The 23301-nt window shown below is 71.6% G+C and carries 21 protein-coding genes and 2 pseudogenes; 7 read left to right on the top strand and 16 right to left on the bottom strand.

Going from position 1 to position 23301, the window contains the following annotated elements; translation table 11 throughout:
• Positions 1 to 226: 226 nt before the first annotated feature.
• Together Q0817_RS02250 and Q0817_RS02245 are read left to right on the top strand one after the other, a co-directional pair.
• The gene (locus Q0817_RS02250) at positions 227 to 841 is read left to right on the top strand and encodes a DUF47 domain-containing protein (RefSeq protein WP_298583435.1); all 615 of its coding nucleotides are present in this window, start codon (positions 227 to 229) and stop codon (positions 839 to 841) included.
• Between the two features lie 4 nt (positions 842 to 845).
• The gene (locus tag Q0817_RS02245) at positions 846 to 1859 is read left to right on the top strand and encodes an inorganic phosphate transporter (RefSeq protein WP_298583432.1); all 1014 of its coding nucleotides are present in this window, start codon (positions 846 to 848) and stop codon (positions 1857 to 1859) included.
• Between the two features lie 105 nt (positions 1860 to 1964).
• On the opposite strand, the gene pstB is transcribed toward Q0817_RS02245, so the two are convergent.
• From pstB to pstS, 4 genes are all read right to left on the bottom strand, one after another.
• Entirely contained in the window at positions 1965 to 2744 is a 780-nt protein-coding gene (pstB, locus tag Q0817_RS02240) for a phosphate ABC transporter ATP-binding protein PstB (protein WP_298583430.1), read from the bottom strand.
• 82 nt (positions 2745 to 2826) lie between these two features.
• Positions 2827 to 3960, bottom strand: a complete 1134-nt coding sequence (pstA, locus tag Q0817_RS02235; RefSeq protein WP_298583428.1) for a phosphate ABC transporter permease PstA — start codon at positions 3958 to 3960, stop codon at positions 2827 to 2829.
• Complete coding sequence (gene pstC, locus Q0817_RS02230) at positions 3960 to 4916, bottom strand: phosphate ABC transporter permease subunit PstC (RefSeq protein WP_298583426.1); 957 nt, start codon at positions 4914 to 4916, stop codon at positions 3960 to 3962. Before pstC ends, pstA begins: the two co-directional genes overlap by 1 nt.
• Positions 4917 to 5089: 173 nt before the next feature.
• Positions 5090 to 6199: a phosphate ABC transporter substrate-binding protein PstS gene (gene pstS / locus Q0817_RS02225; protein WP_298583424.1), complete on the bottom strand. Its 1110-nt coding sequence runs from the start codon at positions 6197 to 6199 to the stop codon at positions 5090 to 5092.
• Between the two features lie 303 nt (positions 6200 to 6502).
• On the opposite strand from pstS, the gene Q0817_RS02220 reads away from it, so the two are divergent.
• On the top strand, positions 6503 to 7651 hold the full coding sequence (locus Q0817_RS02220) for an aromatic acid exporter family protein (protein WP_298583422.1): 1149 nt from the start codon (positions 6503 to 6505) through the stop codon (positions 7649 to 7651).
• Between the two features lie 34 nt (positions 7652 to 7685).
• Here the strand turns inward: Q0817_RS02220 and Q0817_RS02215 are convergent, their stop codons facing one another.
• From Q0817_RS02215 to arsB, 6 genes and pseudogenes are all read right to left on the bottom strand, one after another.
• Positions 7686 to 8315: an arsenate reductase ArsC gene (locus Q0817_RS02215; protein WP_298583420.1), complete on the bottom strand. Its 630-nt coding sequence runs from the start codon at positions 8313 to 8315 to the stop codon at positions 7686 to 7688.
• Positions 8312 to 8752 carry an arsenate reductase ArsC gene (locus Q0817_RS02210; protein ID WP_298583418.1) on the bottom strand — a complete coding sequence of 147 codons (441 nt, stop codon included), beginning with the start codon at positions 8750 to 8752 and terminating at the stop codon, positions 8312 to 8314. The genes Q0817_RS02215 and Q0817_RS02210 overlap by 4 nt, the downstream gene beginning before the upstream one ends.
• Before the next feature lie 46 nt (positions 8753 to 8798).
• On the bottom strand, positions 8799 to 10589 hold the full coding sequence (arsA, locus tag Q0817_RS02205) for an arsenical pump-driving ATPase (RefSeq protein WP_298583416.1): 1791 nt from the start codon (positions 10587 to 10589) through the stop codon (positions 8799 to 8801).
• 7 nt (positions 10590 to 10596) lie between these two features.
• Positions 10597 to 10992: pseudogene (gene arsD / locus Q0817_RS02200) on the bottom strand (arsenite efflux transporter metallochaperone ArsD); the annotation flags it as partial.
• 18 nt (positions 10993 to 11010) lie between these two features.
• Positions 11011 to 11433: pseudogene (locus Q0817_RS02195) on the bottom strand (low molecular weight phosphatase family protein); the annotation flags it as partial.
• A 43-nt stretch (positions 11434 to 11476) separates the two neighbouring features.
• Positions 11477 to 12571, bottom strand: a complete 1095-nt coding sequence (gene arsB / locus Q0817_RS02190) for an ACR3 family arsenite efflux transporter (protein WP_298583414.1) — start codon at positions 12569 to 12571, stop codon at positions 11477 to 11479.
• 84 nt (positions 12572 to 12655) lie between these two features.
• On the opposite strand from arsB, the gene Q0817_RS02185 reads away from it, so the two are divergent.
• Genes Q0817_RS02185 through disA form a run of 3 tightly spaced genes read left to right on the top strand, consistent with a single transcriptional unit; the run spans position 12656 to position 15603 of the window.
• Positions 12656 to 13042, top strand: a complete 387-nt coding sequence (locus Q0817_RS02185) for a helix-turn-helix transcriptional regulator (RefSeq protein ID WP_298583412.1) — start codon at positions 12656 to 12658, stop codon at positions 13040 to 13042.
• Between the two features lie 49 nt (positions 13043 to 13091).
• A complete protein-coding gene (gene radA, locus Q0817_RS02180) occupies positions 13092 to 14519 on the top strand; it encodes a DNA repair protein RadA (RefSeq protein WP_298583410.1) in 1428 nt (475 codons plus the stop codon).
• Between the two features lie 7 nt (positions 14520 to 14526).
• Positions 14527 to 15603, top strand: coding sequence for a DNA integrity scanning diadenylate cyclase DisA (gene disA, locus Q0817_RS02175; RefSeq protein WP_298583408.1), 1077 nt, complete (start codon positions 14527 to 14529; stop codon positions 15601 to 15603).
• A gap of 16 nt (positions 15604 to 15619) precedes the next feature.
• On the opposite strand, the gene Q0817_RS02170 is transcribed toward disA, so the two are convergent.
• Entirely contained in the window at positions 15620 to 16357 is a 738-nt protein-coding gene (locus Q0817_RS02170; protein ID WP_298583406.1) for a DUF4232 domain-containing protein, read from the bottom strand.
• Positions 16358 to 16381: 24 nt separating this feature from the next.
• Between Q0817_RS02170 and Q0817_RS02165 the strand changes: the two genes are divergently transcribed.
• Positions 16382 to 17359 (top strand): A/G-specific adenine glycosylase, encoded by a 978-nt coding sequence (locus tag Q0817_RS02165; protein ID WP_298583404.1) that lies wholly within the window; start codon positions 16382 to 16384, stop codon positions 17357 to 17359.
• Here the strand turns inward: Q0817_RS02165 and Q0817_RS02160 are convergent.
• From Q0817_RS02160 to lysS, 5 genes are all read right to left on the bottom strand, one after another.
• The gene (locus tag Q0817_RS02160; protein WP_298583402.1) at positions 17343 to 17870 is read right to left on the bottom strand and encodes an amino-acid N-acetyltransferase; all 528 of its coding nucleotides are present in this window, start codon (positions 17868 to 17870) and stop codon (positions 17343 to 17345) included. The genes Q0817_RS02165 and Q0817_RS02160 overlap by 17 nt on opposite strands.
• A 129-nt stretch (positions 17871 to 17999) precedes the next feature.
• The gene (locus tag Q0817_RS02155; RefSeq protein ID WP_298583400.1) at positions 18000 to 20564 is read right to left on the bottom strand and encodes an ATP-dependent Clp protease ATP-binding subunit; all 2565 of its coding nucleotides are present in this window, start codon (positions 20562 to 20564) and stop codon (positions 18000 to 18002) included.
• Positions 20565 to 20863: 299 nt separating this feature from the next.
• Positions 20864 to 21193, bottom strand: a complete 330-nt coding sequence (locus Q0817_RS02150; protein WP_298583398.1) for an Lsr2 family protein — start codon at positions 21191 to 21193, stop codon at positions 20864 to 20866.
• 263 nt (positions 21194 to 21456) lie between these two features.
• The gene (locus Q0817_RS02145; protein ID WP_298583396.1) at positions 21457 to 21672 is read right to left on the bottom strand and encodes a hypothetical protein; all 216 of its coding nucleotides are present in this window, start codon (positions 21670 to 21672) and stop codon (positions 21457 to 21459) included.
• Positions 21673 to 21746: 74 nt separating this feature from the next.
• The gene (gene lysS, locus Q0817_RS02140) at positions 21747 to 23270 is read right to left on the bottom strand and encodes a lysine--tRNA ligase (protein ID WP_298583394.1); all 1524 of its coding nucleotides are present in this window, start codon (positions 23268 to 23270) and stop codon (positions 21747 to 21749) included.
• Positions 23271 to 23301: the final 31 nt, after the last annotated feature.

Below are 23301 nucleotides of genomic sequence, written 5' to 3'. Positions count from 1 at the left end.
CGGACACGTCGACTACCATGGGAGCCAGGTGCCGGGCCGCGGCAGCCCCGGGCTCCATCACATAGCCGCCACGAGCGGCCTTCCGCCGAGAGGCGCTCCCGGTCCGGCACCGCCCTCCCCCTCCTCCCGGGACCGCTGGGCGCCCCCGGGCCGTTCGACGGCCCCATGTACAGTGGGATCCGCCGTGCTCCGCGGCGCAGGTCCCGACGCCCAGGACGGTCAACACATGGCGCTTCGCATCTTCCCGGAGGACGAGCTGGTCCTGGACCTGCTGGCCGACATGTCGGGACAGGTGACGGAGAGCGTCCGGCTCCTCTCCGAGCTGCTGGGCTCCCCCGAGATCGACGTCGCGACCCTCGACGCGATCCGGGAGTGCGAGGCCCGGTCGACGGACCTGTACTTCTCCGTGATGACCACGGTGCGCTCCACGTTCGTGATCCCCATCCCCCGGCAGGACGTCTACATCCTGGGGCACTGGCTCAACAAGGCCGCGGAGGAGCTGCTGGCCGTCGGGGAGGCGCACGTCGCCTACGCCCTCACCCGGCCGCCCTCGTACGCCACGGACCAGCTCGGGGTGATCGAGCGGATGTCCGAGCTGACCACCCGGGCGATGCGCGATCTGGGCAGCCTCCAGGGCCTGGACGACTACTGGTACGAGATGCTGCGGCTGGGCAAGCAGTCCGAGCGCATCTACCAGCTGCACATGACGCACCTGCTCGAGAACCACAAGGCGATCCCCGCGATGCGGCGGGAGCGCGCCGTCCGGCGCTTCGCCGGGGCCGCCCGGGCCCTGGTGCGGGTCTCCACCGAGGTGGGCCGCATCGTCGTGGCGGAGTCCTGACCCCGTGCTGACGGCCCTGACAGTCCTCGGGATCGTCCTGACCGTGACCCACATCGTCGTCAACGGTTTCCACGACGCCCCCAACGCCCTGGCCCTGCCCGTGCGCTTCCGTGCCCTCACGCCCCGGGTGGGCCTGGTGTTCACCGCGCTCGTCAACGCCGCCGGCGTGTGGGCCGCCGCGTACCTGCTCGCGGACTGGATCATCACGGGCGTGCCCGTGCCGCACGACGTGGTGGGCTCCGCGACGATCGTCTGCGCCCTGGTGACCACGATCGGCTGGAACCTGCTCACCTGGTGGTGGGGCATGCCCAGCTCCTCGACCACCGCGCTGTCGGGGGGACTGCTGGGCGCCCTCCTGGGCGCCCACGCCGTGGATCTCGTCGGAGAGAACCCGTTGACGGTCACCGCCCTGTACCAGGTCCTCATTCCCCTCGTGCTGGCGCCGCTGGCCGCCTACGCCGCGGCGTGGACCCTGGTGGTCCCCCTGCTGCACCTGCTGCGGAACTCCGAGCCGGACGCCACCACGTTCCGGTCCCGGCTGGTTCTCGCCAGCGGCGCGGCGGCCGTCTCCTTCGGGCACGGCATCCACCACGGCCGCCGGGCCGCGTGGATCTTCGCGACGCTGCTGCTGTGCGCCGGCGTGTCGGATCCGCTCGGGGGGTCCGCGCCGTGGCTGTTCCTGGTCATCGCGGCCGGGCTGGCCGCGGGCACCCTGTTCGGGGCCTGGCGGATCGCCTACACCCTGTCCTCCCGGATGATCACGATCGACCCGTTCCGCGGCGCCGTGGCCCAAGGGGTGGCGGGATCCCTGCTGTTCCTGGGCGGGACCCTGATTCCCGTGCCGATGTCCACGTCCCAGACCACGGCCGCCGCGATCCTGGGCGCGGGGAAGCAGCAGCGCTTCCACACGGTCAACATCCGGGTGGTGCGGCGGGTCCTCCTCGTGTGGGTCCTCACCGTCCCGGCGTGCGCGGCGATCTCCGGCACGTTCCTGCTCGCCCTCTCGCCCCTGCTCTAGGACCGTGCCGGGGGCCCGGCACCAGCGGCCGGAGCCCCGACGACGACGGGCGCCGGCCACCCTGCGAAGGTGGCCGGCGCCCGTCGTCGTCGGGGGCTGGACGGCTCAGCCGAAACGGCCGGAGACGTAGTCCTCCGTCTGCTTCTCCGTGGGATTGCTGAAGATCTCCGCGGTGGGACCGTACTCGATGAGCTTGCCCGGCTTGCCGGTGCCCTGGATGTTGAAGAACGCGGTCCGGTCCGACACCCGGGAGGCCTGCTGCATGTTGTGGGTCACGATGACCACGGTGTACTCCTCCTTGAGCTCGCTGATCAGGTCCTCGATCGCCAGCGTGGAGATCGGGTCGAGGGCGGAGCAGGGCTCGTCCATGAGGATGACCTCGGGCTTCACCGCGATCGCCCGGGCTATGCACAGACGCTGCTGCTGGCCGCCGGAGAGGCCCGAGCCCGGCTTGTCCAGGCGGTCCTTCACCTCGTTCCACAGATTGGCGCCCTGCAGGGAGCCCTCCACGAGGTCGTCGGCGTCGGAGCGGGAGATCCGCTTGCTGTTGAGCTTCACGCCCGCGAGCACGTTGTCGCGGATGGACATGGTGGGGAACGGGTTGGGCCGCTGGAAGACCATCCCGATCATCGAGCGCACCAGGACGGGATCCACGCCAGGACCGTAGAGGTTCTCGCCGTCCAGGAGGACCTTGCCCTCGGCCCGGGCCCCGGGAATCACCTCGTGCATCCGGTTGAGAGTGCGCAGGAGGGTCGACTTGCCGCAGCCGGACGGGCCGATGAACGCGGTCACCGACCGGGCGTCGATCCCCATGCTGACGTCCTCGACGGCCAGGAAGTCGCCGTAGTAGACATTGAGGTTCTCGACGTCGATTCGCTTGGACATGTGTGTTCCTTGCTTCTTTCTCGCGGAAGTGCGTGCAGGAGGACCGTGCAGGAGGTCCGGTGGGAGGAGGGCGCGGCGCGCCTCAGCGGCCGGCGGCCTTGGGCGCGAAGGCCCTCGCGACGAGCCGTGCGAGGAGGTTGAGCAGCATCACGATCAGGATCAGGATCAGCGCCGCCGCCCACGCGCGCTGCTGCGAGGGATCCGGATTGGTGGGCGAGGTGGGCGTGAGGATCTGGTAGTAGATGAACGTGGGCAGCGTGGTCATCCACCCGGAGAACGAGTTCCAGTTGATCGCGGTCGCGAAGCCGGCGGTCACGAGCAGAGGAGCGGTCTCCCCGATCACCCGGGCGATCGCGAGGGTCACGCCGGAGGCGATGCCGGAGATCGCGGTGGGGATCACCACCTTGAGGATCGTCCGCCACTTGCGCACGCCCAGGGCGTAGGCCGCCTCGCGCAGCTCGTTGGGAACGATCTTCAGCATCTCCTCGGTGTTCTTCACGACCGTGGGGATCATCAGCACGGTCAGCGCGACCGCGGCCACGAAGCCGAAGCGCGCCGAGGGGCCGAGCAGCAGGCCGAAGAGGGCTGCCGCGAACAGGCCCGCCACGATCGAGGGGATCCCCGTCATGACGTCCACGAAGAACGTGATCGACTTCCCGAGCCAGCCCCCCTTCGAGTACTCCACGAGGTAGATGGCCGTGAGGAGGCCGATCGGCACGGACATGAGGGTGGCCCAGAAGGTGATGGACACGGTGCCCACGATCGCGTGGTACGCGCCGCCGAGCACCGGGCCGTCCCCCGCGGCCGCGGCGTTGTCGGTGGCGCCGGTGACACCGTTCATGGACGTCAGCAGCAGGTTCGAGTTCAGGCCCGGAACACCGTTGGCGAGGACCGTCCAGATCACGGAGATCAGCGGGATCACCGCCAGGACGAACGCCGCGTAGACGAGGTAGGTCATCAGGGAGTCGGCTCCCTTGCGCCTGCCCTCGACGGCGGAGACGGCGACCGGGGCGGCCACCAGGAAGACCACGGCGGCGAGGACCGCCCACAGAGCCGTGGAGAAGCCCACCAGCGCGGCCAGAGCAGCTCCCACCACGACGGCGGCGACCGCGATCACGGGAACGAGCCACTTCGGCTTCTGGTTGCGGGTCAGGGTGGGCCGACGGCCCGCCGGGCTCGGCGACGAGGTCGGCTGACGGAGGGATGCGGTCGACATCAGTTGGCTCCCGAGAATTCCTTGTAGCGGGCGATGATGGCGCGGGCGATCATGTTCACGACCAGGGTGATGAGGAACAGGATCAGACCCGCGGCGATGAGCTCGGACAGCCGCAGCCCGTAGGCCTCCGGGAAGTTGAGCGCGATCTCGGCCGCGATGGTCTGGTTGCCGGACTGGACGAGCGAGGCCGTCAGCGGACCGCCCGAGAGCACCAGCGCCACGGCCATGGTCTCGCCGAGCGCTCGGCCGAGGGCCAGCATCACCGAGGAGATGATGCCGGGCCGGGCGAACGGCAGCACCGTCATCCGGATCATTTCCCACCGGGTGGCGCCGAGCGCCAGTGCCGCCTCCTCGTGCAGCTTGGGCGTCTGGATGAAGATCTCCCGGGACATCGCCGTGATGATCGGCAGGATCATGATGGCCAGGACGATGCCGACCGTGAGCATGGTCTTGCCCGTCTGCGAGGCAGGACCGGAGAACAGGGGGATGAAGCCGAGGTTCGCGGTGAGCCAGGCGTAGAACGGCACGAGCGCGGCCGCGAGGACCGTCGTGCCCCAGGCCCCGTAGATCACGGAGGGGATCGCCGCGAGGAGGTCGATGACGTAGCCGACCGGCTTCGCGATCCGGGGAGGTGCGTAGTGGGAGATGTACAGGGCCACCAGCACACCGATCGGGGTGGCGATCACGATCGCGATGAGCGCGGCGATCACCGTGCCGATGACCATCGGCCAGATGTAGGACCAGAAGCCGGCCCCGCCCGTGATCTCCTCGGCGGACGCCTGGAAGGTGGGCAGCGCCTCCAGGAACAGGAACAGCGCGACGGCCGCCAGCGAGGCGAGGATCAGGATGCCCGCGCCGAGGCTGAACCCCGCGAAGACCGAGTCACCCGCCCGGCCGCCGGCCGCGGCGTCCTCGGCGAGCGCGGAGGACTCCTGGGTGGTGAGGGTGGTGGACATGTCGTGCGCCCCTTCGATGGCCTGGAACGAGCTGCGCCGGACGGGATCGGTGCCGGCGCCGGGATCCGGTGATGCGTCTCACGTCGGAGACGCCCCACACAGAAAGGTCCCGTTCGGTGCGGGGCCGGGCACGCGGGCCCGGCCCCGTACCGAACGGGATCAGAGGAACGAGATCAGCCGGCGGCCGTGATCTGGTCGATGGCTTCCTGCGCCTGGGTGCGCAGGTTCTCCGACATGGGAGCGGAGCCGGCGGCGTCGGCCGCAGCCTGCTGGCCCTCCTCGCTGATGACGTACTCGCCGAAGGCCTTGACGAGGTCCGCGGTTTCCTGGGAGTCGTACTGCGGGCAGAAGATCTCGTAGGACACGAGCACGATCGGGTAGGAGCCGGACGCGGTGGTGTCCCGGGCGAGGTCCATCGCCATGTCGTACTCGGCGCGACCCTCGATGGGGGTGGAGGCCTCCACCGCGGCGGCGGCAGCCTCCGGGGAGTAGTCCACGAACTCCTCGCCCACGCGCACCGCCACGGTGCCGAGATCCCCGACCACCGAAGCGTCGGCGTAGGTGATGGCGCCCTCGGTCGAGGTCGTCGACTGCACGACGCCGGCGTTGCCCTTGTTGTTCTCGGCGGCCCACTGGGACGGCCAGTTGCCGGAGACCTCCTCCGTCCACACCTCGGGGGCGGCCGCGGCCAGGTACTCCTGGAAGTTCTCGGTGGTGCCGGACTCGTCGTTGCGGTGCACCACGGTGATCCGGGTGTCCGGCAGGTCGGCGTCCGGGTTGAGCTCGGCGATGGCGGGGTCGTTCCACTCGGTGATCTCACCGGTGAAGACCTGCGCGATGGTCTCGCCGTCCATGTTGAGGGTGTCCACGCCGGGCAGGTTGAAGGCCACGGCGATCGGGGAGATGTAGGCGGGGACGTGGAACGCGCCCTCGGGGCCGCAGATCTCCTTGGACGCCTCGTACTCCTCCTCGTCGAGGTAGGCGTCGGAGCCGGCGAAGTCCGTACCGCCGGCGACGAAGGCCTCGCGGCCCGCGCCGGAGCCGTCCGGGGAGTACTGCACCGTCACGTCCGGGTTCGCTTCCTGGAAACCGTTCTGCCAGGCGGTCATGGCGGCGTTCTGCGCCGAGGACCCGCTGCCGGTCAGGGTTCCGGACAGGCTCGAGCCGGAGGTGTCCTCCGATCCGGAGCCCCCTCCCGTGGCGTTGTCCGAACCGCACGCGGTCAGTGCGAGCGAGCCGATGGCCAGAACGGCCGCGGAACGGCCGAGGTGGGAAACCTTCACTTGATAGCCCCTTCAGATCACAGTGGTGCCCCGTCGAAGGGGCCGTCGTTCGAGGTGGCGCCGGAAGAGTTCCGGGCCGGTGCAAGAGGTGGATCCGCGGTTCGACCGCTGACCTCTCACCCAGAGACGCTAGGGAACTCAGGTGGCCAGATTGACCCGTGAAAGTGAACGGAGGGTGAACAGGCGCCTCGGAACCCCGGCGGCGTCACGCATCTCACACGGCGACCGGCAGGTTTCCGGGCCGGCGCGGCGGGGGCCGCTCCCCGCGCCGGCGGCCCCGTGCCGCTCGCCTAGGATGGCCCCATGCAGCCAGGCAACCGTGCGCGAGCCGCGACCCGCGCGGTGCGCAGCCGCACCCGGGTCGGCCTCACGCGGGTCCGCACGGGCGTGCTCCAGAGCTTCCAGATCACGGTGGCCAGTGTCGGGGCCTACCTGATCGCCGAGCAGCTGCTGGGCCACTCCGGGCCCATCTTCGCGGCCACGGCGGCCCTCGTGGCCCTGGGCTTCGCGAAGGACGGGCTGCGCTACCGGCGGGTCCTCGAGGTCTCGATCGGCTGCACCCTCGGCATCGCCGTGGGGGACACCCTGATCCACGTCCTGGGCACGGGCGTGTGGCAGGCCGGCGTGGTCCTCATGACCTCGATCCTGCTCGCCCGCTTCCTGGACAACGGCACGCTGTTCACCACCCAGATGGGGCTGCAGTCCGTGCTCGTGGTCCTGCTGCCACCGTCCCAGGACGGGGTCTTCGCCCGCTCCACGGACGCGGTCGTGGGCGGTCTCTGCGCCCTGGCCATGGCCTACTTCGTGCCCACGGACCCGCGGAGCCAGCCGCGCCAGGGGCTGCGCGCGCTCGTCGACGAGTTCTCCGGGGTGCTCCGGGAGGCGAGCCGGGCCATGGAGGAGTACGACGCCACCGCCGCGTGGCACGCCCTCGTGCGGGCCCGCCAGACCCAGCCGCTCGTGGACTCGGTGACCTCGGGTCTGAAGTCCGCCCTCGAGATCGCCACGGCCTCGCCGCTGTACCGCGGCCGCCGCGCGGAGATCGAGGGGATCGCCCACTCCATCCGCTACCTGGACCTCGCCGTGCGCAACGCCCGGGTCCTCGCCCGCCGGCTGGCCTCCGTGCTCAACCACGTGACGCTCTCGGACGAGGCCGTGGCCGCCATGAGCGAAGCCCTCGAGGACCTCGCGGACGCCGTCACCACCCTGGGCAACGCGCTCGCGGTGGCCTCCCCCGGGTCCCGGGAGAGCTATCTGCGCCAGGCGCGCAACGAGCTGGCGAACGTGGCCGGGCGCCTGCACCCCGGACCGATGGGGGTGCGCACCATGGAGGGCGAGACCCTGGTGCTGGACATGCGCCCGATGGTCGTGGACCTGCTGGAGGCCGCCGGGATGACGCACGACGAGGCCCGCGACCAGCTGCCCCGGCTCGAGGGCTGGGACCGCGCCTGAGGGCCGTCCCGGCCGGCCCTGCAGGGCAAGCGGGTCACGGACGGAGCTCGTCCCAGAGAGCCCGCACGCGCGCGTCGACGGCGTCGACGATCTCCCGGACCCCTTCCGGGCTCTCCTGCGAGGGGTCGGCGATGCCCCAGTCCAGGTACCGCTTGCCCGGGTACACCGGGCAGGCGTCCCCGCAGCCCATGGTGATCACGTAGTCGGCCGCCCGCACCACGTCGTCCGTCAACGGCTTCGGATACGCCCCGGACAGGTCGATCCCGCGCTCCGCGAGCTCCGCCACCACGAGGGGGTGGATCTCGGAGCCCGGCAGGGAGCCGGCCGAGCGGACCTCCACGCCGTCCCCGGCGTAGTGCCCCAGCAGGGCCGCGGCGATCTGGGAGCGGCCGACGTTGTGCACGCACACGAACAGCACCTGCGGGACCGGGGAGTCGATCCTGCCCTGGGACTGGGCGAGGGCCCGGAGCCGGTCGTCGGCGAAGTGCCCGGCCAGGGTGGCCAGGTGGGTGCGGAGCCGCGCGGTGCGCGAGAGCGTCGTGTACGACTCGAACACGTAGCGCTCGACCGTCTCCGGGGAGAAGATCCCCTCGTAGCGCTCGGCCAGGTGCGCGGCGGTGCGCTGGAGGACGTGGGTGTCCAGGTTCTCGGCGGACCGAGTCATGACCGGCCTTCCTGCTGGAGGTTCTCGCCGGGCAGCAGCTCCCCGATCAGCTGCTGGATCCGGGCCTTGATCTCGTCCCGGATGGGGCGCACGGACGCCACGCCCTTCCCGGCCGGGTCCGCGAGCTCCCAGTCCTCGTACCGTTTGCCCGGGTAGAACGGGCAGGCGTCGCCGCAGCCCATCGTGATGACCACGTCGGAGTCCTGCACCGCCTCGTCGGTGAGGACCTTGGGGATCTCGGCGCTCATGTCGATGCCCTCCTCGGCCATCGCCTCGACGGCGGCCGGGTTCACCGCGTCAGCGGGGGCGGAGCCGGCCGAGCGCACCTCGATGCGCCCGCGGGAGAGGTGGGTCAGATAGGCGGCGGCCATCTGCGAGCGCCCGGCGTTGTGCACGCACACGAACAGGACGCTGGGCCGGGTGGTCTCGGTGCTCATGGATCGGGTGTCCGTTCTGTGGGAGGGAGGATGGTGGACCGGTGTTTCAGGACCGGACCCGCGCGGGGTCGGCGAGCTCGGCCAGGGCGGTCTCGCCCACCGGCTCCTCGGCCAGCAGCGGGATCACGGCGATCCGCGGGGCCAGGTCCTGGACGGCGCGGATCTGCTCGAGCTCGGCATGGGCGCGGGCGCGCAGGAACGCGGAGCCGGGGGCGGTGGCGGCCACGGAGTGGTTGACCACCCACGCCCAGGGGTGCAGGTCGGCCCGTTCCAGGTCCTCCTGCAGCCGGGTCGCCTCCAGCACGGGCGTGGTCTCCGCCAGGGTGACGAGCACCAGCTTGGTCAGCTCCGGGTCCTGCAGGCGCATCAGCGGGGTGGCGTAGGAGAGCCCCTCGCCCATGCTGCGGGCGACCTCCCGGTGGTAGGAGCCGGTGGCGTCCAGCAGCAGGAGGGTGTGCCCGGTGGGGGCGGTGTCCATGACCACGAAGCGGCGGCGGGACTCGTTGACCGCCCGGGAGAACTCGTGGAAGACCGCAACCTCCTCGGTGCACGGGGACAGCAGGTCCTCGGCCAGCTGCGCGCGGCCGGTCTCGTCCAGGTTCCTCCCCGTGGACGCCAGCACCCGGCTGCGGTAGGCGGCGACGGCCTGCTCGGGGTCGATCCGCGAGACGGTGAGGTGCTCGACCTCCCCGGCCAGGGTCTCGGAGAGGTGGGCCGCCGGATCGGTGGTCGTCAGGAGGACGTCGTGGCCGCGGTGGGCCAGGGCCACGGCGACGGCCGCGGCCACGGTGGTCTTGCCGACCCCGCCCTTGCCCATGCACATCACCAGCCCGTGGTCCTGAGCGGCGAGCTCGTCGACCAGGCTCTCCAGCCCCGGCAGGTCGAGCTCCGCGGGCGGGGTGGACGCCGCCGGCTCCGGGGCGCCGTCGTCGGCCAGCAGGGACCGCAGGGCGTCCAGTCCCACCATGTTCTGCGGGCGCAGGGCCACCTCGTCCCGCGGCAGGCCGGCGAGGACCTCGGGCAGCCCGGCGAGGGCGGCCTGCTCGCGGGCGCGCACCGCGACGACGAGAGGGTCCTCCCCGGCGGGCATCAGGCCGTTGACCACGAGGTGCTGCCGGGTCATCCCGATCCGCGCCAGCTCCTCGTGCGTGCGCGCGACCTCGGCCAGGCCGGACTCCTGGGCGCGGGCCACCAGCACCAGCCGGGTGCGGGCCGGATCGGCGAGGGCTGCCACCGCGGCGGCATACGTGCTGCGCTGCTTCTCGAGGCCCGAGAGCGGTCCCAGGCAGGAGGCGTCGCCCTTGCCGGCGTCGAGGAAGGACGTCCAGTCCCCGGGCAGCTGCAGGAGCCGGACGGTGTGCCCGGTGGGGGCGGTGTCGAACAGGACGTGGTCGTAGCGCTCGCCGATCGTCCCGTCGGCCAGGATCCCGGTGAACTCGTCGAAGGACGCGATCTCGGTGGTGCACGCCCCGGAGAGCTGCTCGGTGATCGAGGCGATCTCCGCCTCGGGCAGCAGGCCGCGGACCGGGGCGACGATCTTCTCCCGGTAGGCCTCGGCGGCCTGCTCCGGGTCGATCTCCAGCGCCTCGAGGCCGGGGACCGCAGGGATCGCGGTGATCGTGTTGCCGATGCGCACCCCGAAGACCTGCCCCACGTTGGAGGCCGGATCGGTGCTCACCAGCAGCACCCGCCGGCCCGCGCCGGCCAGGTGCACGGCGGCGGCACAGGCGATGGAGGTCTTGCCCACGCCGCCCTTCCCGGTGAAGAACAGGAAACGGGGGGCGTGGTCGAGGAACTGCACGGTGCTCGCTCTCCGCAGGACGGCGTGGTCGGTCATCGTGCGCTCAGCAGCAGCCGGTGGAGCCGCAGCACCCGGCGGAGTCCTCGGTGGGGTCCGCACCGGCCGCGGCGCTCAGTCCCAGGTCCGGGCGCGCCCCGGCCGCCGGCACCGGGGCGCTCAGGCCGGCCAGGAATGCCAGGCGGGCCCGGTCCGGGTAGGCGCCGGTGGCCACGGTGACCCCGTCCACCAGCACCAGGGGCAGCCCGGCGGAGCCGGCCACGCGCAGGAAGTCGCTGACCACCGGCGTTCCGGCGAACGCCTGGGGGTCGTGGGCGAGGTTGTGCCGGGTGATGTCCACGCCGCGGGAGCGCAGGTGCTCGAGGTCGGCGGTGAACTCGACGAGGGCCTGGTCCACGTCGGGGCCGCACACGCCGGTGCTGCAGCACAGCGCTGGTTCGAACACCTCGATCCGGGGCCCGGCGGTCTCCGTCAGCTCGTGCAGCAGCCGCCGGACCCGGGTGTCGATGTCGTCGCGGACCAGGCGCATCCGCTCGGCGCCCTCGATGCCCCGGGTGGAGGGCTCGTCGGTGTGCCAGGTCTCGATGCTCCCGGTCATCCCCTCGACCGGCTCGACCTGCGCCTCGTCCCCCAGGACCACGACGCGGTCCACGGTGCGCAGCAGCTCGGGGTCGATGGGCTTCGGGTGACCGGAGGACATGTCGGCGCCGAGCTCGGCGACGACCTCGGCGGACAGGGCGTTGATCTTGGTTCCGGGCCGGGTGCCGGCGGAGTGGACCGCCACGGCCCCGCGGGCGTGGTGGTCCATGAGGGCGGCGGCCATCTGGGACTTGCCGCCGTTCTTGGCGCACACGAACAGGACGGAGGGCTGGGTGCTGGTCATCGGGGCTCCTGGGACGGGTGGGTGGTCCGGGGACGGGGTCGGGTCAGTGGGTCGGGACGGTGCGGTCGCCGGGGAAGAGCGCGCGCCCGGCCCACAGGGACACGTAGACCAGGCCGACCAGGACCGGGACCTCGATGAGCGGGCCGACGACGCCGGCCAGGGCCTGGCCGGAGGTGACCCCGAAGGTGCCGATGGCCACGGCGATGGCGAGCTCGAAGTTGTTGCCGGCGGCGGTGAACGCCACGGTGGTGGACTTCGCGTAGTTCAGCCCCAGCGCCCTGGAGGCCAGCAGCGCCACGCCGAACATGAGGAAGAAGTAGACGACGAGGGGCAGCGCAATCCGGGCGACGTCCCACGGGTTCGAGGTGATGGCGTCGCCCTGCAGGGCGAAGAGCAGCACGATGGTGAACAGCAGGCCGTAGAGCGCCCAGGGGCCCAGCTTCGGCAGGAACGTGCCCTCGTACCACTCCCGCCCCTTGGCCTTCTCGCCCAGGGTGCGGGTGAGGAACCCGGCCGCCAGCGGGATGCCCAGGAACACCAGGACGCTCAGCACGATCGACCAGACCGAGAACTCGGCCGAGGTGGTCGGCAGGCCCAGCCAGGCGGGCAGGACCTGGAGGTAGAACCAGCCCAGGGCGCCGAAGGCGATGACCTGGAAGACGGAGTTGATCGCGACCAGGACGGCCGCCGCCTCCCGGTCCCCGCAGGCGAGGTCGTTCCAGATCAGGACCATCGCGATGCAGCGGGCGAGGCCCACGATGATGAGCCCGGTCCGGTACTCCGGGAGGTCGGGCAGGAAGATCCAGGCCAGGGCGAACATCAGGGCGGGGCCCACGATCCAGTTCAGCGCCAGGGAGGCGCCCATGAGCCGCCGGTCGGCGGTGATCCGGCGGGTCTCGTCGTAGCGCACCTTGGCCAGCACCGGGTACATCATCACCAGCAGCCCGATCGCGATCGGCAGGGACACCTCCCCGATCCGCACGGCCTCCAGGGCGGTGTCCAGGCCCGGGACGAAGCGACCCAGCAGGAGACCGGCGACCATGGCCGCGATGATCCAGACGGGCAGCCAGCGGTCGAGGAAGGACAGGTCCTTCATCACCCCCTGATGGGCGGCGGGGGCGGTGGTGGTGCTGCTCATGGGCGGGGAGACCTCTTCGTATCGACGGACATCTATTCCGCACAGTACGTGTCGCATCGACAGTCGTCAATGTAGGATGGGGCCATGACTATCGCGCCGGACCTCGACAGCACGGTCACCGCCCGGACCGCCGACCGGTGCGCCCCCGGCGCACCGGCCACGGAGTGCTGCTCGCTCTCGGGCGGGCCCATGGGTCCCGACGACGCCCAGCGCGTGGCGGGCCTGCTCAAGGCCCTCGCCGACCCCACCCGGCTGCGCCTGCTCTCCCACGTGGCCGCGCAGGGCTGCGAGACCGTGTGCGTGTGCAGCCTCACCGACGACCTCGGGATCAGCCAGCCCACGGTCAGCCACCACATGAAGAAGCTCGTCGACGCCGGGCTGCTCACCCGGGAGCAGCGGGGCAAGTGGGCGCACTACTCCGTGGTGCCCGAGGCGTTCGCGGAGCTGCGCGCCTTCCTCGACCTGCGCTGAGCCGGCCGCGGCGCTTGGGCCGTCCGACGCGACGGCTAGCCTGGACGCCATGAGCACCCGCACCCGCCGCAACTCCCCCGCCTACCGCTGCACCGAGTGCGGCTGGAGCACGGCCAAGTGGGTGGGCCGGTGCGGGGAGTGCCAGGCGTGGGGCACGGTCGAGGAGATCGGCGAGCACAAGGCCCGCACCACGGCCGCCCGGTCGATCGCCGAGCCCGCCCGCCCCATCGCCCAGGTGGACGCCACCGTGGCGACCTCGGCGCCCACCGGGGTGCCCGAGCTGGACCGCGTCCTCGGCGGCGGACTCGTCCCCGGCGCGGTCGTGCTGATGGCGGGCGAGCCCGGGGTCGGGAAGTCGACGCTGCTGCTCGACGTCGCCGCGCGCTTCGCGGAGGGCACGGGCGAGGGCACCCGCGACGTCCTCTACGTCACGGGCGAGGAGTCCGCCGCGCAGGTGAAGCTGCGCGCGGACCGGATCGACGCCGTGGCGCCCACCCTGTACCTCACCGCCGAGACGGACCTGGCCACGGCGCTGGGCCACATCGAGACGATCTCCCCCCGCCTGCTCGTGGTCGACTCCGTGCAGACGCTGGCCAGCGCCGAGGTCGAGGGCTCGGCGGGCGGGGTGACGCAGGTCCGCGAGGTCGCGGCCTCCCTGATCGCCGCGGCCAAGAAACGGAACATGACCACGCTGCTGGTGGGCCACGTGACCAAGGACGGCTCGATCGCCGGACCGCGGCTGCTCGAGCACCTGGTCGACGTCGTGTGCCAGTTCGAGGGCGAGAAGCACTCCCGGATCCGGTTGCTCCGGGCGGTCAAGAACCGCTACGGCCCCACGGACGAGGTCGGCTGCTTCGACCTCACCGAGACCGGGATCACGAGCGTGGAGGACCCCTCGGGCCTGTTCGTCTCCCGCACGGCCATGCCGGTGTCCGGCACCTGCCTCACGGTGACCCTCGAGGGCCGCCGCCCCCTGCTCGCCGAGGTGCAGGCGCTGCTGGACCGCTCCTCCACCGCCCAGCCCCGGCGGGCCACCGCCGGCCTCGACTCCTCGAGGGTGGCCATGCTGCTCGCCGTCCTGCAGCGGCGGGCCGGTGTGAACCTGGCCGGGCTGGACTGCTACGTCTCCACGGTCGGCGGCGTGAAGCTCACCGAGCCCTCCACGGACCTCGCCGTGGCCATGGCGCTGGCCTCGGCCGCGCAGGACCGGCCCCTGCCGCAGCGCCTGGTGTGCTTCGGTGAGGTGGGCCTGGCGGGCGAGGTGCGGCCCGTCCCGGGCATCGGGCGCCGCATCCAGGAGGTCGCCCGGCTGGGCTTCACCCACGCGGTCGTGCCCGCGAGCCCCACGGGACCGGGGGCGATCCCGGCGGGTTTCACCGTCCGGGAGGTGACCACGATCAGCGACGCCATGGAGCTGCTCTTCCCGCCCTCCGCCGCCGCGCCCGCCCGGAGGCGGCAGACCGCCGCGGCCGTATGATGTGAGCGTGGCGAAGACCCCTGAGAACGCACTGCGCAAGACGCTGGCCCGGATCGCGCCCGGCACCGAGCTGCGCACCGGTCTCGAGCGGATCCTGCGCGGGCGCACCGGCGGGCTCATCGTCCTCGGCTTCGATCGCTCCGTCGAGGCCATCTGCTCCGGCGGCTTCGACATCGACACCGACTGCTCCGCGCCCAAGCTGAGGGAACTGGCCAAGATGGACGGGGCCATCATCTGCGACCGGGACGCCACCCGCATCCTCAAGGCCGGGGTCCAGCTGGTGCCCGACCCCTCGATCGGCACCACGGAGTCCGGCACCCGTCACCGGTCCGCGGAGCGCACCGCCAAGGAGACCGGGGTGCCGGTGATCTCGGTGAGCCAGTCCATGAGCGTCATCACGATCTACGTGGGCGAGACCCGCTACGCCATCGAGGGCTCCCAGTCGATCATGGCCCGGGCCAACCAGGCCCTGCAGACCCTCGAGCACTACAGCCACCGGATGGAGCAGGTGCTGGGCAACCTCTCCTCGCTCGAGATCGAGGCGTCCGTGACCGTGCGGGACGTGGCCCTGACCCTCCAGCGCATGGAGATGGTCCGGCGGATCTCCTCCGAGATCGGCTGGTACGTCCTCGAGCTCGGCGTGGACGGGCGGCTCATCGCCCTGCAGCTCGAGGAGCTCACCGCGGGCACCGGACCGGGGCCGGACGTGGTGCTGCGCGACTACCTGCCCGACGGCACCCCCGTGGAGGGCATCGAGGAGGGGCTGGGGCGCCTCGCCGAGCTCACCCCCACGGAGCTCATCGACCTGCAGCGGATCGCGGTGTCGGTGGGCCTGGTCGAGCCGCAGGGCAGCCTCGAGACGGACCTGCACCCGCACGGCTACCGGCTGCTGGAGGGCATCAAGTCGATGCCGCGGGCGGTGGCCAACCGGCTGGTGCGCCAGTTCGACGGCCTGCAGTCCCTGATGGCCGCCAACCTCGAGGACCTCAAGGCGGTCGAGGGCATCGGCGAGCAGCGGGCCCGCACGGTGCGCGAGTCCCTCTCCCGGATGGCCGAGACCAGCCTGCTCGAACGCTTCATGTGAGCCGCGCGCGGCGCGCTCACTCCAGGACGAACGGCGCCGGGTCCGCGGTGCGCTCCCCGAGGGAGGTCACGAGGCGGTAGTAGCCGGGCTGGGCCTCGCCCCCCGCCTCCGCGCAGTCCTCGGCGGTGCGCACCCGGTCCCACGTCAGCCGGGCGCTCGCCTCCTCCCCGGGCTCCAGCGTCACCTCCGCGTCCTCGGAGCCGGCCTGGCAGTGCCTGCTGTCGAAGACGGTGTCCGATCCCGAGGTCACCTCGTAGACCATCCGGGAGGTGCCCGCGTTGACGCGGCAGGGGTCCTCCCCCGTGTTCTCCAGGGTCAGCACGAGGACCGGATCCACGTCCTCGGGGTAGCTCTCCCGGTCCGTGGACGCCCGCACGGCGAGGTCGGGGCCGCACTCCTCGACCGGGCCCTCCGTGGCGGACGCCGAGGCAGAGGCCGACGCGCTCTCGTCCGGTCGCGGCGTGAAGTCCGCGAAGGGCTCCTCCGAGGCCGCGGCGGCGGACGCCGTGGCCGCGTCCGGGGCCGGGGCGTCCCCCGTGTCCTCGGGGCCCAGCATGCCCGCGACGGCCGAGACCAGCCCCACGGCCACGAGCACGAGCAGCACGCTCGCCGCGAGGGCCGCCACGAGCCGGCGGCGCCGGTACACCTCGGGGCTCTCGCGCCGGGATCCGGGGTGGCGGGGAGCTCGTGCGTCGTCGTCGTGACCGTTCCCCGACCGTCCGTGGGGGGTGCTCCCGGAACCCTTCTGCGCCATGCTCCCAGGCTACAGTGGACTCCGATGAGCTCCCCGCACGCTGCCCCGACCCCCGCCGCGGCTCCCAGCCGGCCGGACCTGCACCGGGCCGTCACCGCCTGGTTCGACGACGCCGCCCGCGACCTCCCGTGGCGGGACCCGTCCTGCACCCCGTGGGGGGTCATGGTCAGCGAGTTCATGCTCCAGCAGACCCCCGTGGTGCGCGTGCTGCCCGTGTGGCGGGCGTGGATGCAGCGCTGGCCGCGGCCCGCCGACCTCGCCGCCGAGAGCACCGGGGAGGCCGTGCGGGCGTGGGGCCGGCTCGGCTATCCGCGGCGGGCCCTGCGCCTGCACGCGGCCGCGGTCGAGATCACCGAGCAGCACGGGGGCCGGGTGCCGGCCGCGCACGAGCTGCTGCTGGCCCTGCCCGGCGTGGGCGCCTACACGGCCGCCGCGATCGCGGTCTTCGCCTTCGGGGACCGGCAGACCGTGGTGGACACGAACATCCGGCGTGTGCACGCCCGGGTCGTCTCGGGCCGGGCCCTGCCGGCACGGTCGCTGACGGCCGCGGAGCTCCGGCTCGCGGAGGAGCTGATGCCGGCCGACGACGCCCTGGCCGTGCGCTGGAACCAGGCGGTCATGGAGCTCGGCGCCCTCGTCTGCACGGCCCGCTCCCCCCGGTGCGAGCAGTGCCCGGTGCGGGACGCGTGCGCGTGGGTCGCGGCGGGCCGGCCCGAGCCCGCCGAGGCCCCCCGGGGCCAGCGCTGGCACGGCACGGACCGCCAGGTCCGCGGAGCTGTCATGGCGGTGCTGCGGGCCGGGTCCGCGCCGGTGCCGGCGCGCCACCTCACGGGTCCCGTGGACGCCGCGACGGGCGCGGGCCTGCCGCCGGAGGCCCTGCGGGCCCTCGACGCCCTGCACGGGCTCGGCGCCCCGGAGGAGCAGCGCCTGCGCGCCCTGGACGGGCTGGTGCGGGACGGGCTGGCCGTCGCCGGACCCGCCGGGGTCAGCCTTCCGGGCTGAGCTCGAGCAGCATCCGGGTGTTGCCGAGGGTGTTGGGCTTCACGCGGGCCAGGTCGAGGTACTCGGCCACGCCCTCGTCGTGCGAGCGCAGCAGCTCGGCGAAGACGTCGGGGTGGACCTGGTTCTGGTTGGGCATGACCTCGAAGCCGTGCCGGCTGAAGAAGTCGACCTCGAAGGTCAGGCAGAACACGCGCGAGACCCCCACGGCGCGGGCCCGCTCGATCAGCCCGGCCAGCAGCGTGCGGCCCACCCCGCGGCCCCGCCACTCGTCGGAGGTGGCCAGCGTGCGGACCTCGCCCAGGTCCTCCCACATCACGTGCAGCGCGCCGCAGCCGATGAGACCGGCCTGCTCGTCGCCGACCGCCTCCACCACCAGGAACTCCTGGATGCCCTCGTAGTAGGCGACCGTGTCCTTGTTGATCAGCACCCCGGCGCGCGCCAGCGGGGCCACGAGGTCCTTGATGGCGGGGACGTCGGAGGTGCGGGCTGGTCGCAGGCGCAGGTCGGTCACGCCGCAAGTGTACGCTTGCGAACGCCGACGCCCTGGGGACATGACCCCCCGCGACCGTCCCCACATGGGGGGACGCCGAGGGCCCGCCGCGCGGGTGCGCGGCGGGCCCTGGTGGAGCATCGGCCGGACTCAGCCCTCGGGGCGGTTCTCGCCGTCACCGCGGGAGACGTCGACGTCCTCCAGGCCGGTCATCGGGTCGACCATGCCGTCGCCCGTGAGGTCGGACATCGGGGTGGAGGAGAAGACCAGCTTCTGCTCGTCCCCCTCCCCCTCGGTGTTCACGAAGATCTTCTCCCCGGTGCTGATCTCCCCGAAGAGGATCTTCTCGGAGAGCTGGTCCTCGATCTCCCGCTGCATGGTGCGGCGCAGCGGACGGGCGCCCATGGACGGGTCGTAGCCCTTGCGGCTGACCCACCGCTTCGCGGAGTCGGAGAGCTCGATCGACATCCCCTGGTCGCGCAGCCGCTCCTGCAGCCGGGCCACGAACAGGTCCACGATCTGCACGATCTCGTTCTCGGTGAGCTGCGGGAACACGATGATCTCGTCCACGCGGTTGAGGAACTCGGGCCGGAAGTGCTCCTTGAGCTCGTCCTGCACCTTCGCCTGCATCCGCTCGTAGTTGGAGGCGGGGTCCACGCCGGTCTGGAACCCGACGGGGACGGCACGGGAGATGTCCTTGGTGCCCAGGTTCGTGGTCATGATGATCACGGTGTTCTTGAAGTCCACCACGCGGCCCTGCGAGTCGGTCAGGCGACCGTCCTCGAGGATCTGCAGCAGCGAGTTGAACAGGTCCTGGTGCGCCTTCTCGACCTCGTCGAAGAGCACCACCGAGAACGGCTTGCGGCGCACCTTCTCGGTGAGCTGGCCGCCCTCCTCGTAGCCCACGTACCCCGGAGGGGCACCGAAGAGCCGGGAGACGGTGTGCTTCTCCTGGTACTCGGACATGTCCAGGGTGATGAGGGCGTCCTCGTCACCGAACAGGAACTCCGCCAGCGCCTTCGCGAGCTCGGTCTTGCCCACGCCCGTGGGCCCGGCGAAGATGAACGACCCGCCCGGGCGCTTGGGATCCTTCAGACCCGCACGCGTGCGCCGCATGGACCGGGAGAGCGCCTTGATCGCGTCGTCCTGGCCGATGATGCGCTTGTGCAGCTCGTCCTCCATGTGCAGGAGACGGCCCGTCTCCTCCTCGGTGAGCTTGTAGACGGGCACACCCGTGGAGGCGGAGAGGACGTCGGAGATGACCTCGGGGGTCACCTCGGCGAGCTCGTCGCCGCCGTCGCGCCAGGCGCGGTCCTTCTCCTCGCGCTCGGCGATGAGCTTCTGCTCCGTGTCGCGCAGCGAGGCGGCCTTCTCGTAGTCCTGGCCGTCGATCGCGGCCTCCTTGAGCCGCTTCACCTCGGTGATGCGGTCGTCGAGCTCCTTGATCTCCGGCGGGGCGGTCATCCGCTTGATCCGCAGGCGCGCCCCGGCCTCGTCGATCAGGTCGATCGCCTTGTCCGGCAGGAAGCGGTCCGAGACGTAGCGGGCCGACATGTGCACGGCCGCCTCGAGTGCCTCGTCCGAGATGGTGACGCGGTGGTGCGCCTCGTACTTGTCGCGCAGGCCCTTGAGGATCTCCACGGCGTGCGCCTCGGAGGGCTCGTCCACCTGGATCGGCTGGAAGCGTCGCTCCAGCGCGGCGTCCTTCTCGATGTGCTTGCGGTACTCGTCGAGGGTCGTGGCGCCGATGGTCTGCAGCTCGCCGCGGGCCAGCATGGGCTTCAGGATGGAGGCGGCGTCGATCGCGCCCTCGGCCGCGCCGGCGCCCACGAGGGTGTGGATCTCGTCGATGAACAGGATGATGTCCCCGCGGGTGCGGATCTCCTTGAGCACCTTCTTGAGCCGCTCCTCGAAGTCGCCGCGGTAGCGGGAGCCCGCCACGAGGGACCCGAGGTCCAGGGTGTAGAGGTGCTTGTCCTTGAGGGTCTCCGGGACGTCCCCGCGCACGATCTGCTGCGCCAGGCCCTCGACCACCGCGGTCTTGCCGACGCCGGGCTCACCGATCAGTACCGGGTTGTTCTTGGTGCGCCGGGAGAGGATCTGCATGACCCGCTCCATCTCCTTGAACCGCCCGATGACGGGGTCCAGCTTGCCCTCGCGGGCCGCCGCGGTGAGGTTGCGGCCGAACTGGTCCAGCACGGCCGAGCCCGCGGGCGTGCCCTCGGACTGGCCGGCCGAGCGCACGCCGGCGCCCTCCTTCTCGGGGGTGCCCCCGCCCTGGTAGCCGGAGATCAGCTCCAGCACGGTGGAGCGCACCTTCTGGGGCTCCGCGCCGAGCTTGGTCAGCACCTGCGCCGCCACGCCCTCGCCCGCGCGGATGATGCCCAGGAGGATGTGCTCGGTGCCGATGTAGTTGTGCCCGAGCTGGAGTGCCTCGCGCAGCGACAGCTCGAGGACCTTCTTGGCCCGGGGGGTGAAGGGGATGTGCCCGGACGGGGCCTGCTGGCCCGGTCCGATGATGTCCTGGACCTGCTCGCGGGCGCCGGTGAGGGTGATGCCCATCGAGTCGAGCGCCTTCGCGGCCACTCCCTCGCCCTCGTGGATCAGCCCCAGCAGCAGGTGCTCGGTGCCGATGTAGTTGTGGTTGAGCATCCTGGCCTCTTCCTGGGCCAGCACCACGACCCGGCGGGCGCGGTCGGTGAAGCGTTCGAACATGGATACTCCTCAGTCGATGTCTGCACCCGATGCTACGCACCCGTGCGGGCGAACGGGTGGCTGTTCGCCACCGGCGAGAAGACCGGTGGGCCGGGGCCCGGACGGCACCGGAACGGGCCACGACAATTGCTGCCGTTCGCTTCCGCACCGACAAAATCGCAGGTCACCAAAAGAATGGGGAGAGAATTGCTCCCGGGAGCCGCGTGCCCCCAATAGGCGCATCTCCCGCCCCGGAAAGAGGAAAGGAGGGACCGGCGGACCGGTCCCTCCTATTCTTCTGGAGCGCCGAGCGCGCGCTCCTATTGGTGCGCGTCGTAGTACGCCTTCTGGACGTCCTGGTGAATGCGGCCGCGGTCGGAGACCTGGTGGCCGTTCTCCCGGGCCCACTGCCGGATGGCCGCGGTGTCCGGATTCGACTTCCCGGTGGGGCGGGCCTGCTTCGGCGTCTGCTTGCTCTGGGCGCGCCGCGCCTTGGTGATGAAGGGCCGCACGGCGTCGCGCAGCTTGGCCGCGTTCTCCTCGGAGAGATCGATCTCGTACTGCGCGCCGTCGAGTCCGAAGCGCACGGTCTCCTCGGCGGGCCCGCCGTCGAGGTCGTCCTCGAGAATGATCTTCACGGTCTGTGCCATAACTGAAACTCTCCTCCGCCTCTCGGCGCTCGTCTTTCCCCGGACGCGCAGAGGGACGGCGCGTCCTGAGGCGGTGCTGATTCCCCCGTGTCGGACCGGTTGATCCGGATCGTGAATTCCGGCGACCTCCGGAAGGCGAATCTCCCGACGTCGTCGAGTTTATCCTACAATTCCGGCACGGAATTCAACAGCACGAAAAGGCGGACAAACCGGGCGCAAATTCGAATTCATCGGAAAGACCCGGGGAACGCCGGGACGGGTGCTCAGCGTTCCTCGTTGCGACCCCGGCGCGGGGCGCGGCCGAACGGCAGGTCCTCGCCGTCGCGCCGCTTGAGCTCCTCGTACCAGCGCTGCGCGTCCTCCTGCGAGCGGGACTCGACGGCGCGCTCGGTGCGGTCGCCGCGGAAGATCCAGCGGAGGACGAACCAGAAGATGATGCCGATGCTGATCGAGGGCAGCAGGACAGCGATGTATTCCATGGGGCGATTCTCCCGGGGAGATCTGGGCGGTGGCTGAGGACGGCGGAGGGCCGCGGCACGGCCGCGGCCCGGGCTCAGTCCTGCTCCGGCTTCATGAGGGGGAACAGGATGGTCTCCCGGATCCCCAGGTCGGTGAAGAGCATGATGAGCCGGTCCAGGCCGAGGCCCAGGCCGCCCATGGGCGGGGCGCCGTGCTCGAGGGCGCGCAGGAAGTCCTCGTCGAGCCGCATGGCCTCGTCGTCGCCGGCCGCGGCCCGGTGGGACTGCTCGGTGAGCCGCTCGCGCTGGACCACGGGGTCGATGAGCTCGGAGAACGCCGTGCCGCGCTCCATCCCGCCGATGATCAGGTCCCACGCCTCGATCAGGCCGTGCTCGGAGCGGTGCTGGCGGGCGAGGGGCTGCGCCGAGGGCGGGTAGTCGCACACGAAGGTCGGCTGGACCAGGGTGGGCTCCACGATCTCGCCGAACAGCTCCAGCACGTACTTCTCCGCGTCCCACATCGGGCCGACGGGCACCTCGTGCTCCTCGGCGATCCGGTGCAGGGTCTCCACGGGGGTCTCCGGGGTGATCGTCCGTCCCACGGCCTCGGACAGGGCGGGGTAGACGGACAGCCAGCGCCACTCCCCGCGCAGGTCGATCGTGCCCTTCTCCGTCTCGATGGTGTCGACGCCCAGGGCGTCGGCGCACGCGAGGATGATCTCCTTGATCCGCTCGGCCATCGTGAACTGGTCGGCGTAGGCCTCGTAGGCCTCCAGGGTGGTGAACTCGGGGCTGTGCGAGGAGTCGACGCCCTCGTTGCGGAAGACCCGGCCGATCTCGAAGACCCGCTCGATCCCGCCGACCACGGCGCGCTTGAGGTAGAGCTCCGTGGCGATGCGCAGGGTCATGTCCTGGTCGAACGCGTTGAGGTGGGTCTCGAACGGCCGGGCGGTGGCCCCGCCGTGCACGAGCTGCAGGATCGGTGTCTCGATCTCCACGTAGCCCCGGTCCACCAGGACGTTGCGCACCGTCTGGATGATCCGCGCCCGCTGCACGACGACGTCGCGGGCCTCGGGCCGGACGATGAGGTCGAGGTAGCGCCGGCGCACCCGGGTCTCCTCGCTGAGCTCGTTGTGCAGCGTGGGCAGGGGCCGGATCGCCTTCGACGCCATGGACCAGGCGTCGGCCATGACGGAGAGCTCGCCGCGGCGGGAGGCGATCACCTCGCCGTGCACGGCCACGAAGTCGCCGAGGTCCACGAGGGACTTCCACTCGCCCAGGGACTCCTCCCCCACCTTCGCCAGGGAGAGCATGACCTGCAGCCGGGTGCCGTCCCCCTCCTGGAGGGTGGCGAAGCACAGCTTGCCGGTGTTGCGCACGAAGACCACGCGCCCGGCCACGCCGACGAACCGACCGGTCTCCTCGCCGGGCTCCAGGTGGCCGTGGGCCGCCCGCACCTCGGCGAGGGTGTGCGTGCGCTCCACGCCCACCGGGTAGGCCTCCCGGCCCGAGTCGAGGAGCCGGGCGCGCTTGGCGAGCCGGAACTGCATCTGGTCCGAGAGCTCGGCCTGCTCGGCCTCGTCCTGGGCGGTCGGGGAGGTGTTCTGCGCGTTGGTCACAGTTGTCCAGGATAACGGGAGGGGTCAAATC

The sequence above is a fragment of the uncultured Kocuria sp. genome (assembly GCF_947500125.1).
In the GTDB taxonomy this organism is placed as follows: domain Bacteria; phylum Actinomycetota; class Actinomycetes; order Actinomycetales; family Micrococcaceae; genus Kocuria.
Note: the sequence above shows the minus strand (reverse complement) of the source record. Positions and strands in the feature narration are given on the sequence as shown.

Coding starts and splice junctions, on each gene's coding strand:
- radA (WP_298583410.1), top strand. CDS start 13,092: ATGAGCACCCGCACCCGCCGCAACTCCCCCGCCTACCGCTGCACCGAG.
- pstA (WP_298583428.1), bottom strand. CDS start 3,960: ATGTCGACCGCATCCCTCCGTCAGCCGACCTCGTCGCCGAGCCCGGCG.
- Q0817_RS02215 (WP_298583420.1), bottom strand. CDS start 8,315: ATGACTCGGTCCGCCGAGAACCTGGACACCCACGTCCTCCAGCGCACC.
- Q0817_RS02150 (WP_298583398.1), bottom strand. CDS start 21,193: ATGGCACAGACCGTGAAGATCATTCTCGAGGACGACCTCGACGGCGGG.
- Q0817_RS02185 (WP_298583412.1), top strand. CDS start 12,656: ATGACTATCGCGCCGGACCTCGACAGCACGGTCACCGCCCGGACCGCC.
- arsB (WP_298583414.1), bottom strand. CDS start 12,571: ATGAGCAGCACCACCACCGCCCCCGCCGCCCATCAGGGGGTGATGAAG.
- pstC (WP_298583426.1), bottom strand. CDS start 4,916: ATGTCCACCACCCTCACCACCCAGGAGTCCTCCGCGCTCGCCGAGGAC.
- Q0817_RS02145 (WP_298583396.1), bottom strand. CDS start 21,672: ATGGAATACATCGCTGTCCTGCTGCCCTCGATCAGCATCGGCATCATC.
- pstB (WP_298583430.1), bottom strand. CDS start 2,744: ATGTCCAAGCGAATCGACGTCGAGAACCTCAATGTCTACTACGGCGAC.
- Q0817_RS02170 (WP_298583406.1), bottom strand. CDS start 16,357: ATGGCGCAGAAGGGTTCCGGGAGCACCCCCCACGGACGGTCGGGGAAC.
- Q0817_RS02250 (WP_298583435.1), top strand. CDS start 227: ATGGCGCTTCGCATCTTCCCGGAGGACGAGCTGGTCCTGGACCTGCTG.
- Q0817_RS02155 (WP_298583400.1), bottom strand. CDS start 20,564: ATGTTCGAACGCTTCACCGACCGCGCCCGCCGGGTCGTGGTGCTGGCC.
- Q0817_RS02210 (WP_298583418.1), bottom strand. CDS start 8,752: ATGAGCACCGAGACCACCCGGCCCAGCGTCCTGTTCGTGTGCGTGCAC.
- Q0817_RS02165 (WP_298583404.1), top strand. CDS start 16,382: ATGAGCTCCCCGCACGCTGCCCCGACCCCCGCCGCGGCTCCCAGCCGG.
- Q0817_RS02220 (WP_298583422.1), top strand. CDS start 6,503: ATGCAGCCAGGCAACCGTGCGCGAGCCGCGACCCGCGCGGTGCGCAGC.
- arsA (WP_298583416.1), bottom strand. CDS start 10,589: ATGACCGACCACGCCGTCCTGCGGAGAGCGAGCACCGTGCAGTTCCTC.